Here is a 16,757-nt window from a genome sequence, read left to right on the forward strand (position 1 = left end):
CTCCGGCCGCTTCGCCGGGCCGCCCGGCCTCCGCGCACGGGCCCTCGGCCTCCGTCCGGCAATGGTCCTCCTCGCTCCACGCCGAGGTGTCCCGCGGCTCGACGTACGGTTCCGCGTCCTTCGGGTGACCGCCGGCGATCGCCCGCTGGCGTGCGAGTTCGGCGTCGAACTCCAGCCCCAGCAGGACGGCGAGGTTGGTGATCCACAGCCACACCAGGAAGATGATGACTCCGGCGAGGGCTCCGTAGATCCTCTGGTAGGAGCCGAAACGGGAGGCGTAGAGGGCGAACCCGCCCGACGCCGCAACCCAGATGAGAACGGCGAGGGCGCTGCCCGGGGTGACCCAGCTGAAGCCGCGGCCGCGGGCGTTGGGTGCCGCCCAGTAGAGCAGCGCGATCATCAGCGTGACCAGGAAGACGAGCACGGGCCACTTGGCGATCGACCACACCGTGACGATGGTCTGCTCGATGCCGAGAGCCTCGCCCGTCCTGCGGGCGAGACCGCCGGTGAGCACGACGATCGCGGCGGAGAGCACGGCGAGCACCAGCAGGACGACGGTGAGGGCGAGCCGCAGCGGGGCGATCTTCCACAGCGGCCGGCCTTCCGGCATGTCGTACACCGTGTTGGACGCGCGGATGAACGCGGCGACGTAGCCGGAGGCCGCCCACAGCGCGAGGGCCAGACCGATCACGGCCAGCGCCGATCCGAGCCCCGTGTGCCCCTGCAACTGCTCCACCGCGCCGGTGAGGATCTCCCGCGCCGGGCCCGGGGCAAGCCGTCTGACCATACCCAGGACCCCGGTGGTCAGCCGCTCGCCCGCGGCGCCGAGCAGCGCCACCAGCAGGAGCAGCGCCGGGAACAGCGAGAGGATCCCGTAGTAGGTCAGTGCCGCGGCCCGGTCGCCCAGTTGGTCCTCGCGGAACTCCCTGACCGTTCCCCGCAGTACGGCCGCCCAGGACGTCCGCGGCAGCTCGGTGGGCTCGTCCGGCGCCCGGTACCGCACGGCCTCCTCCGGCCCCTCGTGGTGCCGGTCCGCACCGGGTCCGGCCCCGCGCCCCGGGCCCCGGGCCGGGTCCGGCCCCGACGTGCCCGAAGCGCTTGAGGTGGCTGACGTGGCTGACGTGGCTGACGTGCCTGATGTGTCTGACATGGGTGTCATATCCAGCCCGTAGCCGTCATTCGGGAGCGCAAACGGCGGCGGTGCCGGGAGGATCACCGGGCGTGCGGCCCGCCGTGCCTCTCGTGCGAGAACCGCCGTCCGATCACCAGCAGGTCGGCCGCGGCGACCACTGCCAGGACGCCGCACACCACGGCCAGCGCGACGAGCACCGACGGACTCGGGGAGTCCAGGGGGCCCGACGCATCGGCCCAGGCCGCGAAGAGCCCGGTGCCCGCGGCGAAGACGGGCAGGGCGACGAGTGAGAGCACCAGGCGCAGGGTCAGCGCGCTCCGTGCGGTGACGGGCTCCGTTCCGGTCCGGTGCGGCATGAGGCCTCCAGCGGTCGTGCCGGGCCCGGTGCCGGGCCGGATCGTGCCGGGCCGGGCGTCGCGGCGACGCCGGGCGGCCCTCGTGGCGGCGGACCCGATTCGTTCTCCTGCTTCCCCCGTACCCGCCGGGCGGGGGACCGAACACACCGGGCGCACTCCCCGCCGGTCACGGCACCCCCGCCGGTCACCGCATCCCCCGCCGGCCGGCGTGGCCGCCCTCGCGGCGGACCGCGCTCCACCGCGACCGGCCGGGTCAGTGACGCGTCTCCTCCGGCAGCACGCCGACGAACGGGTCGCCCTCGCCGGTGAAGGTGTAGGCGCCGTTGCGGATGCGTTCGATGAGGTCGCGGGTCCACTGGGCGCCGGAGTCGGCGGAGTGCAGCCAGAATCTCATGATCTCGCCGATGTGGCCGAGCTGCTCCGGGCCCTCCGCGGGGACGTAGTCCTTCACCACGGTCGCGCGCCACGCCTCGATGGCACGCACCCGCTCCGCGAGGAGGCCCAGGGCCTCCTCGCGGTCGAGGTCCACCATGAAGCCGAGCCCGGTGGTGAGCACGTCGGGCCTCTGGTCGTAGGCGGTGAGGGACTGCCGGAGCAGGGAGAAGTACTCCTCGGTGCCCCGCTCGGTGACCTCGTACTCGGTACGCGGCGGCCCGCCCGCCGTGGAGGGGGCGATCTCGTGCGCGCGCAGCAGTCCCTGCTTCGCCATCTGCTTCAGGGCGTGGTAGATCGAGCCGGGCTTGGCGTTGGACCACTCGTGCGCGCCCCAGTACTCCAGGTCGTTGCGCACCTGGTAGCCGTGGGCCCGCCCGTGCCGGCGGACCGCGCCGAGCACCAGAAGACGGATCGCTGACATGGGGCCAGCGTAGAGCCGGCCCGGTCAGCCCCAGGAGCTGCCCTGCTCCTTCGCGACCAGTTCGAAGGCCGTCGCGCCGTCCAGTGACTCGCGGACGATGTCGGCGTGGCCGGCGTGCCGGGCCGTCTCGCGGATCAGGTGGAGGCACAGCCAGCGCACGGAGACCCGGCCGTCCGGCGGGAACCAGGGCTGGTCCGGCAGGGCGAAGGTGTCGTCGAGGCTGGGCACCGAGCGGACGAACTCCTCCGTCCGGGCGGCGACCCCGTCCCAGTACGCCAGCTGCGACGCGAGGGTCTCGCCCTGGACCAGGCGGAAGCACTCGTGCCAGTCGCTCTCGTCCCGTACGACGGCCGGCGGCTCGCCCTTGGCCAGGGAGACCCACATCTGCTCGACCTCGGCGACGTGCTTCACCAGCCCGGCGAGGGACAGCTCGCTGGCGCTGGGGCGGGAGCCCGCCTGTTCCTCGGACAGCCCGAGCACCGCCCGGCGGATGCCGCCGCGCTGCTCGGCGAGGAAGGAGAGCAGCGCTCCGCGCTCGTCGCCGGGCTCCTCCGCGGGAACGTGAGTGACCATGACCGCCGCCTTTCACCGGGTGGGCCCGCATCGGGGCTCCTGCTGCCTGACGACGGCCACGCTACGGACCCTTGCGGTCAGGTTCCGTCCGCAAGGGTCCGCGCCTGCCGACTGCCGCGGAGCGGGGCCCGGGCTGCCTGCTGCCGCTCGCGGATGCTCGGGCCGCCTACTGCTGCAGGTAGAGGCTGAGGTGCCGTCCGGTGTGGGAGTGGGCGGCCTTCGCCAGTTCCGCCGGGGTGCCCGTGAAGACGATCTCACCGCCGTTGTTGCCGCCCTCGGGCCCGAGGTCCACGACCCAGTCGGCCTGGGAGATCACCGCCAGGTCGTGCTCGATGACGATGACGGTGTTGCCCCGGTCGACGATCCCGTTCAGCAGTCCGACGAGGTTGTCGATGTCGGACAGGTGCAGGCCGGTGGTCGGTTCGTCGAGGATGTAGACGGTGCCCGAGCCGGAGAGCCGGTCGGCGAGCTTGAGCCGCTGCCGCTCGCCGCCGGACAGGGTGGCCAGCGACTGGCCGAGCCCGAGGTAGCCGATGCCGGTCTCCATCAGCGCGCGGGCCTTGGCGCGCAGCGGGCCCGACGGGAAGAACTCCGCCGCGTCCTCGGCGGACATCTCCAGGACGTCGGCGATGTTCCTGCCGCGCACCCGGTGCCGGAGCACCGACTCCTTGAAGCGGCGCCCCTCGCAGAGCTCGCAGTGCGTGGTCACCGGGTCCATGTAGGCGACCTCGGTGATGAGCAGGCCGCGGCCCTCGCACTCCTCGCAGGCTCCCTTGGAGTTGAAGCTGAAGAGACCCGCGTCCTCGCCGCTGGCCTTGGCGAAGAGTTTGCGGATCGGGTCCATCAGCTTGAGGTAGCTCGCCGGGGTGGACCGCGAGGACCGGGGGATGGGCGACTGGTCGACGAACACGGCCCCCGGGTACTGCGCCCGGAAGGCGTGGGCGATGAGGGAGCTCTTGCCCGCACCCGCCACGCCGGTGACGGCGGTGAGGACTCCGGACGGGATCTCGGTGGACACGTTCCTGAGGTTGTTCGCCGTCGCGTTCACGATCGGCAGGGTCCGGCCCCAGGGGCGGGGGTTCTGCTTGATCCCTCCGGTGCGCCGCAGCCCCTGCCCGGTCAGGGTGTCGGCGGCGCGCAGCTCCGCACAGGTGCCTTCGAAGACGATGGTGCCGCCGTGGACGCCGGCCCGCGGTCCGATCTCGACGACATGGTCGGCGACCGCCATGACGTCCGGGTCGTGCTCCACGACGAGGACGGTGTTGCCCTTGTCGCGCAGCGCGCGCAGCAGGTCGTTGAGCCGGCTGACGTCGCGGGGGTGCAGGCCGACGCTGGGCTCGTCGAAGATGTAGGTCAGCCCGGTCAGTTCGCTGCCGAGGTGGTTGACGAGCTTGAGCCGCTGGCCCTCGCCACCGGAGAGCGAGGACGTGGACCGGTCCAGGGTGAGGTAGCCGAGGCCGATGGCCTGGATCTGCTCCAGCGTCTCGACGATGGTGTGGACGAGCGGTGTGTCGAGCCGTTCCCGGAGCGCGGCGACGACCTCGATCAGGTCGCTGACCTGCATCCGGCTCCAGTCGGAGATGTTGTGGCCGTCGATGCGGGTGGCGAGTGCCTTCTGGTTGAGCCTCGCCCCCTCGCAGGTGGGGCAGACGCCCTCGGTGAAGAACTCGGCCGCCTTGTCCCGGGCGGCCTTGCTCATGCCACCGGTGTCCTTCTTGAGGTGGCGGCGTACGAAGCTGTCGACCAGGCCCTCGTAGCGCAGCGACAGCACGTTGCCGTTGGGGTAGGTCACCTCGACCGTGCCGCCGCTGCCGTGCAGCAGGGTGCGCATCTCCTCGTCGGTGTAGTCGGCGAGCTTCTTGCCGGCGTCCAGGCCCTCGTAGTTGGCGTAGAACTGCCAGTTCGCGCTGCCGACGGTGTATCCGGGGAGGAGGATGGCGCCCTCGGCGATCGACTTCCCGTGGTCGGTCATCAGCTCGGGGCTGGGGCGGCGGGCCCGGCCGAGGCCCTCGCACTCGGGGCACATGCCCTTGGGGTCGTTGAAGGAGTAGAGCCAGGTCTGGCCGAGGCCGTCGTTGCCGTGGTTGGCGAAGAGCACGCGCATCACGGTGTAGACGTCGGTGACCGTGCCGACGGTGGAGCGGGCGTTGCCGCCGAGCGGCCGCTGGTCGACCACGACCGGGGTGGTCAGCCGGGTGACCGCGTCCACGTGCGGCCGTTCGAACTTGGGCAGGTCGTGCCGGATGTTCCAGGGGAAGGTGGCGTTCAGCTGCCGTTGGGCCTCCACGGCGACGGTGTCGAAGACCAGTGAGGACTTTCCGGATCCGGAGACGCCGACGAAGACCGAGATCCGGTTCTTGGGGATGACGAGGGAGACGTTCCTGAGGTTGTTCTCGCGGGCACCGACGACCTGAATGCCCTCGTCGGTTGCGGTGACCGGCGTCTGGTTCACAAAGCGTCCTCTCTGCGTTCGGTGAGTCGTCGAGGCGGTGTGACGCGTCGAGCTCACGGCAGCCGCGCGCGGACGGCGCGCAGCAGTTCGGGGTCCTGCGGGTCGACCGTGGGGCCGAAGCGCCCCACGCATGCGCCGGTGGACGAGACGAGGAACTTCTCGAAGTTCCAGCGCACGTCCCCGGAGTGGCCCTCCGCGTCGGCGAAGGGTGTCAGGGCGGTGTAGAGGGGGTGGCGGCCCGCTCCGTTGACGTCGGTCTTCTCGGTGAGCGGGAACGAGATCCGCCGTGCGGCGCAGAATCCGGCGATCTCCCCGGGGGTGCCCGGCTCCTGCTCGCCGAACTGGTTGCAGGGCACGCCGACGACGCTGAGCCCGTCCTCCCGGTGGCGGCGGGCGAGCGTCTCCAGTCCCTCGTACTGGTCCGCCAGGGCGCACCGGGAGGCGACGTTGACGACGAGCAGGGTCCGGCCGCGGTGCCGGGACAGCAGATCGGGCGTGCCGTTCAGTTCCGCGATGGCGATGTCGAAGACGGTCATGGCGTGCACGGTAGGTTCGTCCGCTCCGGGCGCGGTCGGCATCGCATCGCGGGGTCCTCGTGCTTCGCTCGACGGGCCGCCCGCCGGGAGACGGACGGGCAGGGGACCGCCCGGCGGGGGCGGACGGACCGGGATCCGCCGGACGGGAGCCGGACGGAGCGGGATCCCGCCCGACCGGAGCCGGACGGACCGAGGGGGTGTGAGCCGGCGCGGGGGATGGGCCGGCTCACACCCCGGTACGGGGCGTCCCTACCGGCTCAGGGCCCGGTACTTGCGGACGGCCAGCGGGAAGAACACCGCGAAGATCGCGATCGGCCACACGAAGGACATGAGCATCGCGTGTTCGGCGATCCAGGAGGTGCCGCCTACGCCGGGGTTGCCGAACAGCTCACGGGTCGCGTGGGCGGTCGACGACAGCGGGTTCCACTCGGCGATGGCCGCCAGCCAGCCCGGCATCATCTCCGGGGAGGCGAAGGTGTTGGCGACGATGCCGAGCGGGAAGAGCAGGGTGTAGACGGCGGAGGCGGCCTCGGGGGTGCTGATGATCAGGCCGAGGTAGATGCCGACCCACAGCAGTGCGAAGCGGAGCAGCAGCAGGAGCGCGAAGGCGCCCAGCGCCTGCCCGAACCCGTCGTGCCAGCTCCATCCGGCGATGACCCCGCAGCCCATCAGGATCATCAGGACGACCGTGCTGTAGAGCATGTTGACGATGCTCTGCCCGATGACCACGGAGGCCGCGGACATGGGCATGGAGCGGAACCGGTCGGTGACGCCCTTCGAGGCGTCGGCGGTGACGCCGGCCATGGTCTCGCCGATGCCGAAGGCCATCGACATGACGAACATGCCGGGCATCAGGAACTCCATGTAGTCCCCGCCGCCCTCGACCTGCATGCCGCTGCCGAAGATCCCGCCGAACAGCAGGACCATGAGGATCGGGAAGGCGAGGCCGGCCAGGATCTGGGTGGGGTTGCGGGCCCAGTGGGACAGTCCCCGGAGGGTGAGCGTCCAGGAGTCCGCGAGGATCCAGCCCAGTTTGGCCACCGGGTTCTTCGGCAGTTCGGGAACGATGATCGCGGTCATTACCGGGCGACCTCCTTGACGGTCCGCTCGGCGGACGTGGCCGATCCGTTGCCGGTCAGGTTGAGGAAGACCTCGTCCAGCGTGGGCCTGCGCAGGGCGATGTCCTCCGCCTCGATCCCGGCGTCGTCGAGTTCGCGGGCGACGGCGGTGAGGGCGGCGACCCGGTTGTCGACGACGATGCTGATGCGCCGGTTGTCGGTGTCCGTCTCGGGCTCGGAGCGCAGGAGCGCGCCGACCAGGCGGGAGCCGCGCTCGAGGTCGTGGGAACGGCGGAGCACGACGTCGATCCGGTCGCCGCCGATCTTGTTCTTGAGCTGGTCCGGGGTACCGGACTCGACGACCCTGCCGTTGTCGATCAGGGCGATCCGGTCGGCCAGCTGGTCGGCCTCCTCCAGGTACTGGGTCGTCAGCAGGACGGTTCGTCCTTCGGAGACCAGGCCGCGGACGGACTCCCAGACGTCGTTGCGGCCCCGCGGGTCGAGTCCGGTGGTGGGCTCGTCGAGGAACAGCACGGAGGGCGCCAGGATGAGGCTGGCGGCCAGGTCGAGCCGCCGCCGCATACCGCCGGAGTACTGCTTGGCCGGCTTTCCGGCGGCCTCGGTGAGGCCGAAGCGCTCCAGCAGCTCGTCCGCCCGGCTCCGGGCGTTGTGTTTGCCGATGTGGTACAACCGCCCGAACATCACCAGGTTCTGGCGGCCACTCAGGTCCTCGTCCACCGCGGCGTGCTGGCCGAGGAGCCCGATGCTGTAGCGGACCCGGGCCGACTGGGTGGCGACGTCGTGGCCGGCGACCCGCGCGGATCCCTCGTCGTACTTCAGCAGGGTGGAGAGGATGCGGACCGCGGTGGTCTTCCCGGCGCCGTTCGGGCCGAGGAGCCCGTAGACGACGCCTCGGGGTACCTCCAGGTCGAGTCCCGCGAGGGCCTCCTTGTCGCCGTACTTCTTCTTCAGAGCTTCGGTCTGGATCGCCAGGTCGGCGCCGCCCATGCCCGCCCCTTCTTTCGGGTGCTCAAATTTGGGTACCCGGCGAGCATAGAGGAGGGCGGCCTCGATATTCAAGTTTTAGTAACCCGCTTCGGAGTCCTCCTCCCGGGCGTCCCAGTGACCGCGGTGCGCGGCGTACCACTCGACCGTCTCGCGCAGCCCGTCCTCCAGTGAACGGCGTGGCGCGTACCCCAGCTCGCGGCGGATCTTCGAGTCGTCCACGGCGTACCGGAAGTCGTGCCCCTTGCGGTCCTCCACCCGCCGCACGAGGTCCCAGCCGGCTCCGCACAGGTCGAGGAGGCGGCCGGTCATCTCCCTGTTGGTCATATGGGTGCCGCCGCCGACGTTGTAGACCTCTCCCGGCCGGCCCCCGTCCAGCACCAGCCGCACCGCCCGGCAGTGGTCGTCCACGTGCAGCCACTCCCGCAGGTTCGAGCCGTCCCCGTACAGCGGGACCGGCCGCCCGTCCAGGAGCCGGGTGACGAACAGCGGGACCAGCTTCTCGGGATGCTGGCCGGGCCCGTAGTTGTTGGCGCACCGGGTGACGCGGACGTCCAGGCCGTGGGTGCGCCAGTACGACCGGGCGATGAGGTCGGCCGCCGCCTTCGACGCCGCGTACGGCGAGTTGGGCAGCAGCGGCTCGTCCTCCGTCCAGCGCCCCTCGGCGATCGAGCCGTACGTCTCGTCGGTGGAGACCTGGACGAAGACGCCGGTCCCGTGCCGCAGCGCCGCCTCGAGCAGGGCCTGCGTGCCCAGCACGTTCGTGCGGACGAAGGCCTCGGCACCCGCCACCGACCGGTCCACGTGCGACTCCGCCGCGAAGTGCACCACCGCCTCTTGGCCCGGGAACACCTTCTCCAGCAGCGTGGTGTCGCAGATGTCGCCGTGCACGAACGTCAGCCGGGGGTGGTGCCGGGGCAGGTTGTTCCGCGTCCCGGCGTAGGTGAGCTTGTCCACGACGGTCACCCGGTCGTCCTCGTGCCCGGGGTACCCGCCGCTCAGCAGCGTTCTGACGAAGTGCGAGCCGATGAAGCCGGCCGCACCGGTCACCAGGATGTTCACGCTTCTCCCGTCCTCGTCGCGTCAGCGGGCCGCCGCCACCGAGCGGTGACGTGCCGTCAGCTTCTCCAGGGTGGGCACGACCTCGTTGGGGCTCGGCGACGACAGCATGGCCAGGCGCAGCCGCCGCGCCCCCTCCGCGAACGAGGGGTCGTCGAGGATCCGCACCAGCTTGTCGCGCAGGACGCCGACGGTCAGTCCCTCGGAATGCAGGTGCAGGCCCGCACCCAGCTCCTCCAGCCGTCGGGCCCGGTAGATCGCGTCCCACATCCAGCCCAGCGCCACCTGCGGCACGCCGTAGGCGGCGGCGGTCGCCCAGGTGCCCGCGCCGCCGTGGTGCACGATCGCCGAGCAGGTGGGCAGCAGGGCCAGCAGCGCCACGTGGTCGACGACCCGCGCGTTGTCCGGCACCCGCGACACCTGGGCCAGTTCCTTCTCGCTCAGCGTCGCCACCACCTCGACGTCCAGGTCCGCCAGCGAGGCGAAGACGTCGTTCACGTCCACGGCGTTGGGGAACTCCGTGTCGCGGATGGTGAGTCCGAGGGTGAGGCAGACCCGGCGCCGCTCCGGCGGCCGGCGCAGCCAGTCGGGCACGACGGCCGGGCCTGGCCCGTTGTACGGCACATAGCGCGTGGGCACCCTCGGCAGACCCAGCTCCATCCGCACCCCGGGCGGCATCTGGTCGACCGACCACTGCCCGGTGACCACGTCCGGGTCGAAGGCGGCCCCGTGCCGGTCGAGCGTGTACGCCAGCCACTCCTCCAGCGGGTCGTCGCGCAGTTCCCCGGGCAGTTCCGCCTGCCGCCGGCGCAACGTCAGATGGGTGTGCGCGAACAGGTCGGGGAACGCCAGGAGCCGGGCGTGGGCGGCCCCGGTCGCCTTGGCGGCGACGGCGCCGGCGAAGGTGAAGGGCTCCCAGAGCACCAGATCCGGCTGCCAGAAGCGGGCGTAGTCGACGAGCGCGTCGATCATCGAGTCGTTGTTGATCTGCCCGTAGAAGGTCGCGGTGAGGATCGCGTTCGACGCCCGCAGGTAGTCCAGGCTCAGCCGCTCCGGACGGTTCTCCAGGTAGTCGCGGTCCATGTGGTGCATCAGCATCCCGGGACCGACGGTGGGGATGACGGCGTCCATCCGGTGGTTCCCGCCCACCGGCACCGCCGTCAGACCGGCCCGGGTGATGCTCGTCACCGCGTCCGGCTGGCTGGCCACCCGGACCTCGTGCCCGGCGGTCCGCAGCGCCCAGGCGAGCGGCACGAGGCCGTTGAGATGGGCGTCCTGTGCGAAGGCCGTCAGCAGTACACGCACCGCGGTGCTCCCTTCCCGATGGTGGCCGGCCCGGTCATGCGACCGGGAAGCGGAGGATGCCGCCCAGCACCGCCGAGCGCATGCGGCGCAGCACATCGGCCTCGGTGCGCAGACCTGGGCGGAGCGAGGCCAGCACGCGGACCGCCGCTTCCGCCTGGACGCGCACCAGCGCCTCGGTGACCGGGGCCGCGGGACCGCCCAGGAGGGTGAGCGACCGGTCGGCGTCGGCGCGGCCGGCGTCGAAGACGTCCGGGCCGGCGAAGGCCCCCGGGTCGCGGTTGGCCGCGTCGACCAGCACCACCACACGCCGGCCCTCCTCGATCGTCGTGCCGTCGAGCTCGACCTGCTCGCGCGCGATACGGCTCTCGAACCGCAGCGGCGGAGCCAGCCGCAGGGCCTCGCGGACCGCGGCCCCGGCCCGGGCGGGCTCCTGCCCGATCCGCTCCCACACTCCGGGCTGCCCCAGCAGCACCTGCACCGCGTTGCACACCGCGGTCGCGGTGACCTCTACGCCCACCACGACGGCGAGGGCCCCGATCGCGGCCGCGTCCCCGGGCGGGACACCGGTGAGCGCGGCGAGGCCGGTGGCGCGGCCTTCGCCGACCAGTGCGTCCAGTTCGGCGGACAGCTCCGCCACGGCCGTGAACAGCGCCCGCACGGTGCCCAGTTGCTGCGGGCAGTGCCCGGCGTCCAGGGCGGCGGCCAGGCCCGCGTGCAGTCCGGGCAGGCGTTCCCTGGTCCCGTCCGGCAGCCCGAGCAGGTCGGCCACCACGCGCAGGGCGGCGGGGACGGCGAAGTCCCGGTACAGGTCGAACCGTTCGCCGGCCGGGGCCGCCGCCTCCCGGTAGGCCGCCTCGATCTCCGGCAGCCGCGCGTCGAGAGCCCCGGCCGAGAGCAGGGGCGCCGCGGCCTCGCCCAGCGCGCGGTACGCGGCCGGGTCCCGGTTGAGGTGGACGTCGTCGAGGGGGACGACATGGCACAGCAGAGGGTTGTCCCAGACGTCGACACCCGGGTGGGACTGCGGTCCCTCCCCGGCGTGGCGGGGGGAGAACCGCACGTCGCCGAGTATCCGGGCGCCGACCTCGCGGTCCGCGGTGACCCAGGCCCCGGCGCTGCTCTCGTGCAGGCCCTGCTCGCGGGCGCGCGCGCCGTGGCCGAGCGGGTCGCCGTCACCGGCGCGCAGGATCATGGCGAAGGGGTCGCCCTGGGCGCCGAAGATGAACTGGACGCCTCGGATGGTCAGCAGATGCCGACCCAACTCGCTGTTGGTCTGCTCAGTCAGCATGACACCGTCCTGGGGAGAAGAGTCCTGACAGGTGATGGGGGAGTGGGTGTCCGCGGCCGGGGCGGACGGAGAGGGAACGAGGCCCACCGGCGACGCTAGGCCGCCCGCCTACAAGGGCACTCGACACGCGCTACACGGCCCTCGTGCCGGGCACGGCGCCGAGCCCCCGCAGGGTCTCGGCTGCTGCCCGTACGGCGGTGACGTCCTGCTCCCCGGTTCCCGGACGGGCCGGCAGCAGGGGGACGACGGCCGACCTGCCGGACCGCACGGCCGGGTGCCGGCGGGCCAGTTGGGACAGTCCCTGGCCCGGGCCGGCCTCGACGAGTACGAGTTCGCCCTCGGCGAGGAGCGCCTCCAGGGCGGGCCAGAAGAGGACCGGCGCCACCGGCTGGCGGGACCAGAAGGCCGGGTCCTTCGCCTCGGCGGGCGTCAGCGTCCGGGCCGTGTACCCGGACACGACGGGGATGCGGGGCTCGCCCACCGGGAGGGCGGCGATCCGCTCGTCCGCCCCGCCCATGGCCGCGGCCAGCGCCGGACTGTGGAACGCCGTGGAGGCCGGCACGTGCTGGAGCACGAACCCGGCGTCCGCGAGTGCCGTGGTGACCGCGCGCAGCGGGGCGTCGAGTCCGGCGAGGACCGTCTGGCGCAGGGCGTTGACCGCGCCGACGGCCACGCCGTCGGTGAGGAAGGGCGCCACCTCGTCCCGGGAGGCGGCGACGGCGACCATCCCGCCGGGCGGCGCCTGAGCCAGCCGGGTGACGCGGTCGTGCACCATGGCGGCGGCGTCCCGCAGCGTGAACACGCCGGAGAGGACCGCGGCCGCCACCTCGCCGATGCTGTGCCCCAGCAGGGCGACGGGGCGCACTCCCCAGCTGAGCACGAGCCGCGCGAGGGCGTAGTCCACCGCGAACAGCAGCGGCTGGGAGCGCGTGACGTGGTCGATCACCGCGGTGCCGGGCGTCCCGAGCCAGTCCTCGCGCAGGCCGGTGGCGTGCCCGGCCGGGCCGCCCGGATCCCCCAGGGCGGTCAGGGCCTCGTCCATCGCCCCGGCGAAGACCGGCTCGGTGTCCAGCAGCCCCGCGGCCATGCGCTGGTGCTGCGATCCCTGGCCGGGGAGCAGCAGGGCGACCGGGCGGGCCGCGCCGGTGTTCCTCCCGGCCGCCGCCGGACCTGCCCCGTTCATCGGTTCCCCCAGGAAGGCGTGTTCAGGATCTCCACCACCGCGCAGGACCAGCTGAAGCCGGCGCCGACACCGAACAGCAGGCATGTGTCGCCGGGTCCCAGCTCCCCGCCGGACACCAGGTGGTCCAGTCCGGCGAAGGGGTCTCCGGCGCCCAGGTGCCCGACCGTCCGGCTCCAGGACCAGGTGCTGCGCGCGGGGTCGATGCCGAACCTGGCGAAGTAGGCGACATGGAGCCTGCGGTGGCCGAGGTGCGGCAGCACGAACCGGCCGATGTCCGCGAGGCCGAGCCCGGCGTCGGCGAGCGCCTGTTTGACGACGGCCTCCTGGGCCGCGGCGACCCGGGCGACGGTCGGGGCCACGCCGTGGCCGGCGAGGAAGTCCCGCTTGTGCGCCTCGAGATCGACGGCGTCCCGGTGGCTGAACGGGGCGGGCCCGAACGGGTCGTCGCCGCGGTGCATGCCCTCCAGGTCGGGCGCGGAGACGGACGCGATGCTGCGGACCCGGGCGAAACCGGAGCGCCGCGACACCACGAGGGCGGTGCCCCCGTCGCCGTAGACGGTTCCCGGGTCGCTGCGCCACCGGTCGAACCCCGGCGGGCAGAACCGGTCGCCGGTGGTCACCAGGGCCGCCGCCCGGGCCGGGTCGGCGGCCAGGTAGGCCCAGGCCAGGTCGAGTGCCGCCATGCCGCCGTTGGACACCTGCCGGACCTCCAGCGCGGGGCACTGGTTCCCGACGGCGGTCCGCTGGACGTAGGAGGCCGGGGCCCACAGGTCGAAGCCCTGGTAGTAGAAGCTGGCGTGCAGCACCAGGTCGATGTCGCCCGGTCCGGCGCCGGCCCGCTCCAGCGCGGTCCGGGCCGCCCGGGCCGCCATCTCCGGCGCCGGGTCCCCGGCGGAGACCCTCACCGACTCCATCCGGGTGGCACGGGCCACGGCGGCGTCGCAGCGGCCGTCCGCGACGGCGTCCGCGACCCGCTCGACGGGAGGCAGCCACGTCCCGGTCGCCCCGATGTACAGCTCGCCGCCGTTCACGCCGCCGCCCTCCCCCCGGCCGGGACCCCGACGGCGCCGGCGGGCCCGGGGGCCCGCACCACCATCGCGCTGTTGAAGCCGTGGTGGCCGCGGGCCAGGACCAGTGCCGCCGTGCCGGACAGCGGCCGGGGCCGGCCGACGACGAGGTCCAGACCGTACCGCTCCGGCACCCGGGAGACGTTGACCGCAGGCGGGGCGAGACCCTCGCGCAGCGACAGCAGGGCCGTGACCACGTCGAGCGGGCCGGCGCCGGAGTAGAGCCGGCCGGTCGCCGTCTTGGGCACGGCGACCGGGACTCCCCGCACGCCGAAGACCCCGGTCAGCGCGTCGGCTTCGGCCGCGTCGAGGTCGGGCACCCCCGCACCGTCGGCGAACACGACCGCGATCTCCTCCGGGGCCGCCCCGGCGTCGGCGAGCGCCTGCTCGACGGCCCGGCGCAGGGCCGGGGGCCGCCCGGATCCGGGGCGCGGGTCGAAGGTGGCGCCGAACCCCGCGATCTCGCCGTAGTGCCGGCGCCCCCGCGCGCGGGCCCCCTCGGCGCTCTCCAGGGTCAGCAGCGCGCCGCCCTCGCCGGGCAGATGGCCGGAGGCCCGGTCGTCGAAGGGCCGGTACGCCCCGGTGGTGAGCCGGCCGCCGGCCAGCTGGGCGGCCATGCCGTACGGGCACAGCGAGCAGTCCATGCCGCCGGAGAGCATCAGCTGCGCGCCCGCGCGGATCTGGCGCCGGGCCTGGGCGAGGGCGTCCAGGCCGCCGGCCTGCTCGCCGACGAGGACGCCGGTCGGCCCGTTCATGCCGTGCCGAATGGAGATCTGGCCGGTGTTGACGGCGTAGAACCAGGCGAAGGACATGTAGGCGCTGACCTTCTTGGGGGACTCGCCCCACAGGTGCTGGAGCTCGCGCTGACCGAAGCCGAAGCCGCCGGAGGACCCGGCCGTGACGACGCCCCGCCGCAGCGACGGCACCGAGTCGAGGTCGATCCCGGCGTCGGCGACCGCCCAGTCGGCCGCGGCCAGGGCGAACTGGGTCATGCGGTCGGTCTGCGGGATCAGCCGGCCGGGCAGATGGCCGGCCGCCTCGAACCCGGTCACCTCGCCGGCGAGTCGGGTCGGATAGCGGCTCGGGTCGAAGGCGCGGACGCGCCGGATGGCGTCCTCGCCGCGCAGCGTCGCCGCCCAGTAGGCGTCGAGTCCGATGCCGGTGGGCGCGACGACACCGATGCCGGTGACCACGACGGGGGTCATGCGGCCCGCCCCTCGGGCCGGCGCAGCACCATCGCGCTCTGGAAGCCGCCGAAGCCGCTGCCCACGGTGAGCGCGGCCGACATGGGCCGCTCCCGGGCGTGCAGCGGGACGTAGTCCAGGTCGAGTTCCGGGTCGGGCTCGGTGAGGTTGGCGGTCGGCGGGACGACGCAGTTCTCCAGGGCGAGCGCGGTGGCGGCGACCTCGATGGAGCCGATGGCGCCCAGCGAGTGCCCGATCATCGACTTGATGGAGCTCACCGGGATCTCGCGGGCGTGCGCTCCGAGGCTCCGCTTGAGGGCCGCGGTCTCGTGCACGTCGTTCTGCTTGGTGGCGGTGCCGTGGGCGTTGACGTAGCCCAGGTCGGCGGGCCCGAGCCGGGCCTCGTCGAGGGCGGCGCCGACGGCCGCGGCCAGCTCCCGTCCGTCCGTGCGCAGTCCGGTCATGTGGTACGCGTTGCCGCGGGAGGCGTAGCCGGCGATCTCGGCGTACACGTGGGCGCCCCGGCGCAGGGCCGCGGTGAGTTCCTCGAGGACCAGGACCGCGGCACCCTCGCCGAGGACGAAGCCGTTGCGGGTGCGGTCGAAGGGGCGCAGCGCGGTCGCCGGGTCGTCGTTGCGGGGCGAGGTGGCCCGGATGGCGTCGAAGCAGGCCACGGTGATCGGGGAGATGGGGGCGTCGGTGGCCCCGGCGATCATCACGTCGGCGCTGCCCTCGCGGATGAGGGCGGCGGCGTGCCCGACCGAGTCGAGGCCGGAGGTGCAGCCGGCCGACACGACGGTGCAGGGGCCCTCGGCGCCGGCCTCCCAGGCGAGCTCGGCGGCCATGGAGCTCGGCACGAAGTGGTCGTACAGATGCGCGCTGGCGGCGGTGTGGTCGACCAGCCACTCCCGTCCGCCGCCGCTCAGGGCCACGTACTCCGCTTCCAGCTTCTGGGTGCAGCCGACCGCGCTGCCCAGGCTGACGCCGGTGCGGTGCGCGGTGTCGGGGCCGGGTTCCAGGCCGCTGTCGGTGACGGCCTCGCGCAGCGCGACCAGGGCGAACTGCGCGGCCCGGTCGAGCCGCTCGGCGTCCTCGGCGCTCAGGCCCTGCTCCGCGGCGTCGAAGTCGCACTCGGCCGCGATCCTGGAGCGGAAGGGGGCCGGGTCGAAGAGGGTGATGGTCCGGGTGGCGGTGCGGCCGCCGGTGATGGTCTGCCAGAACTGCTTGGTGCCGATGCCGCCGGGGGCCACCACACCGATACCGGTGATCGCCACCCGCCGGGTCACCGTGCCTCCCCGTCGGCGCTGCGCCGCTCGAGGTAGAGCTCGGAGCTGCTGGTGCTGATCGCCCGCAGCGCCTCGGCGTGCGGCCGGAAGGCGGCCTGCCCGACGGCGGCCCGGAAGGCGGCGACGTCGGTCCAGCGGGCGATGTTGACATAGCTGTGCGGCTGTTCCAGATGGCGTACGAGGGTGTAGCCGAGGAAGCCGGGCTGGTGCTCCATGAAACGGGCCGTGCGGGCGAAGACGTCCTCGAACTCCTCCGGGCTGGTGCGGAGGGTGAAGCTGTTGACGAAGGTGGCCGGGCCGCCGGAGGCGGGACCGGGCTGCGCAGCTGACATGGGATCGGTGCTCCTCATCGTCCGGGCGTCCGGCGACGCGTACGCCGAGGTCAGACTGAAACCCTCCGGCGCGTGCCTCGCGACGGCC

Annotated in this window: 15 protein-coding genes and 1 pseudogene; all 16 read right to left on the bottom strand. The window is 73.2% G+C overall.

Annotation, left to right across the window (positions count from 1 at the left end):
* Positions 1 to 49 precede the first annotated feature (49 nt).
* Positions 50 to 1,150, bottom strand: a pseudogene (locus DDW44_RS27710) (YihY/virulence factor BrkB family protein); the annotation flags it as partial.
* Between the two features lie 62 nt (positions 1,151 to 1,212).
* Positions 1,213 to 1,488, bottom strand: a complete 276-nt coding sequence (locus DDW44_RS27715) for a DUF6343 family protein (protein ID WP_018891758.1) — start codon at positions 1,486 to 1,488, stop codon at positions 1,213 to 1,215.
* 253 nt (positions 1,489 to 1,741) lie between these two features.
* On the bottom strand, positions 1,742 to 2,344 hold the full coding sequence (locus tag DDW44_RS27720; protein WP_108908169.1) for a PadR family transcriptional regulator: 603 nt from the start codon (positions 2,342 to 2,344) through the stop codon (positions 1,742 to 1,744).
* Between the two features lie 24 nt (positions 2,345 to 2,368).
* Complete coding sequence (locus DDW44_RS27725; protein ID WP_108908170.1) at positions 2,369 to 2,917, bottom strand: DinB family protein; 549 nt, start codon at positions 2,915 to 2,917, stop codon at positions 2,369 to 2,371.
* 166 nt (positions 2,918 to 3,083) lie between these two features.
* Complete coding sequence (locus tag DDW44_RS27730) at positions 3,084 to 5,369, bottom strand: ATP-binding cassette domain-containing protein (RefSeq protein WP_017947391.1); 2,286 nt, start codon at positions 5,367 to 5,369, stop codon at positions 3,084 to 3,086.
* A 53-nt stretch (positions 5,370 to 5,422) separates the two neighbouring features.
* Complete coding sequence (locus tag DDW44_RS27735) at positions 5,423 to 5,947, bottom strand: glutathione peroxidase (RefSeq protein ID WP_108908171.1); 525 nt, start codon at positions 5,945 to 5,947, stop codon at positions 5,423 to 5,425.
* A gap of 207 nt (positions 5,948 to 6,154) precedes the next feature.
* Entirely contained in the window at positions 6,155 to 6,985 is an 831-nt protein-coding gene (locus tag DDW44_RS27740; RefSeq protein ID WP_018891753.1) for an ABC transporter permease, read from the bottom strand.
* On the bottom strand, positions 6,985 to 7,971 hold the full coding sequence (locus DDW44_RS27745; protein ID WP_108908172.1) for an ATP-binding cassette domain-containing protein: 987 nt from the start codon (positions 7,969 to 7,971) through the stop codon (positions 6,985 to 6,987). Before DDW44_RS27745 ends, DDW44_RS27740 begins: the two co-directional genes overlap by 1 nt.
* Before the next feature lie 75 nt (positions 7,972 to 8,046).
* On the bottom strand, positions 8,047 to 9,030 hold the full coding sequence (gene rfbB, locus DDW44_RS27750; RefSeq protein WP_108908173.1) for a dTDP-glucose 4,6-dehydratase: 984 nt from the start codon (positions 9,028 to 9,030) through the stop codon (positions 8,047 to 8,049).
* Positions 9,031 to 9,051: 21 nt separating this feature from the next.
* Positions 9,052 to 10,332, bottom strand: a complete 1,281-nt coding sequence (locus DDW44_RS27755) for an activator-dependent family glycosyltransferase (protein WP_017947386.1) — start codon at positions 10,330 to 10,332, stop codon at positions 9,052 to 9,054.
* 34 nt (positions 10,333 to 10,366) lie between these two features.
* Positions 10,367 to 11,617, bottom strand: coding sequence for a cytochrome P450 family protein (locus tag DDW44_RS27760; protein ID WP_108908174.1), 1,251 nt, complete (start codon positions 11,615 to 11,617; stop codon positions 10,367 to 10,369).
* 130 nt (positions 11,618 to 11,747) lie between these two features.
* Positions 11,748 to 12,800 (bottom strand): acyltransferase domain-containing protein, encoded by a 1,053-nt coding sequence (locus tag DDW44_RS27765; protein WP_108908175.1) that lies wholly within the window; start codon positions 12,798 to 12,800, stop codon positions 11,748 to 11,750.
* Positions 12,797 to 13,831: a ketoacyl-ACP synthase III family protein gene (locus DDW44_RS27770; protein ID WP_108908176.1), complete on the bottom strand. Its 1,035-nt coding sequence runs from the start codon at positions 13,829 to 13,831 to the stop codon at positions 12,797 to 12,799. The genes DDW44_RS27765 and DDW44_RS27770 overlap by 4 nt, the downstream gene beginning before the upstream one ends.
* The gene (locus tag DDW44_RS27775) at positions 13,828 to 15,072 is read right to left on the bottom strand and encodes a ketosynthase chain-length factor (RefSeq protein ID WP_108908177.1); all 1,245 of its coding nucleotides are present in this window, start codon (positions 15,070 to 15,072) and stop codon (positions 13,828 to 13,830) included. The genes DDW44_RS27770 and DDW44_RS27775 overlap by 4 nt, the downstream gene beginning before the upstream one ends.
* Positions 15,069 to 16,337 carry a beta-ketoacyl-[acyl-carrier-protein] synthase family protein gene (locus DDW44_RS27780; RefSeq protein WP_017947381.1) on the bottom strand — a complete coding sequence of 423 codons (1,269 nt, stop codon included), beginning with the start codon at positions 16,335 to 16,337 and terminating at the stop codon, positions 15,069 to 15,071. The genes DDW44_RS27775 and DDW44_RS27780 overlap by 4 nt, the downstream gene beginning before the upstream one ends.
* A complete protein-coding gene (locus DDW44_RS27785) occupies positions 16,334 to 16,669 on the bottom strand; it encodes an antibiotic biosynthesis monooxygenase family protein (protein ID WP_017947380.1) in 336 nt (111 codons plus the stop codon). The genes DDW44_RS27780 and DDW44_RS27785 overlap by 4 nt, the downstream gene beginning before the upstream one ends.
* Positions 16,670 to 16,757: the final 88 nt, after the last annotated feature.

The organism is Streptomyces tirandamycinicus (assembly GCF_003097515.1).
In the GTDB taxonomy this organism is placed as follows: Bacteria; Actinomycetota; Actinomycetes; order Streptomycetales; family Streptomycetaceae; genus Streptomyces; species Streptomyces tirandamycinicus.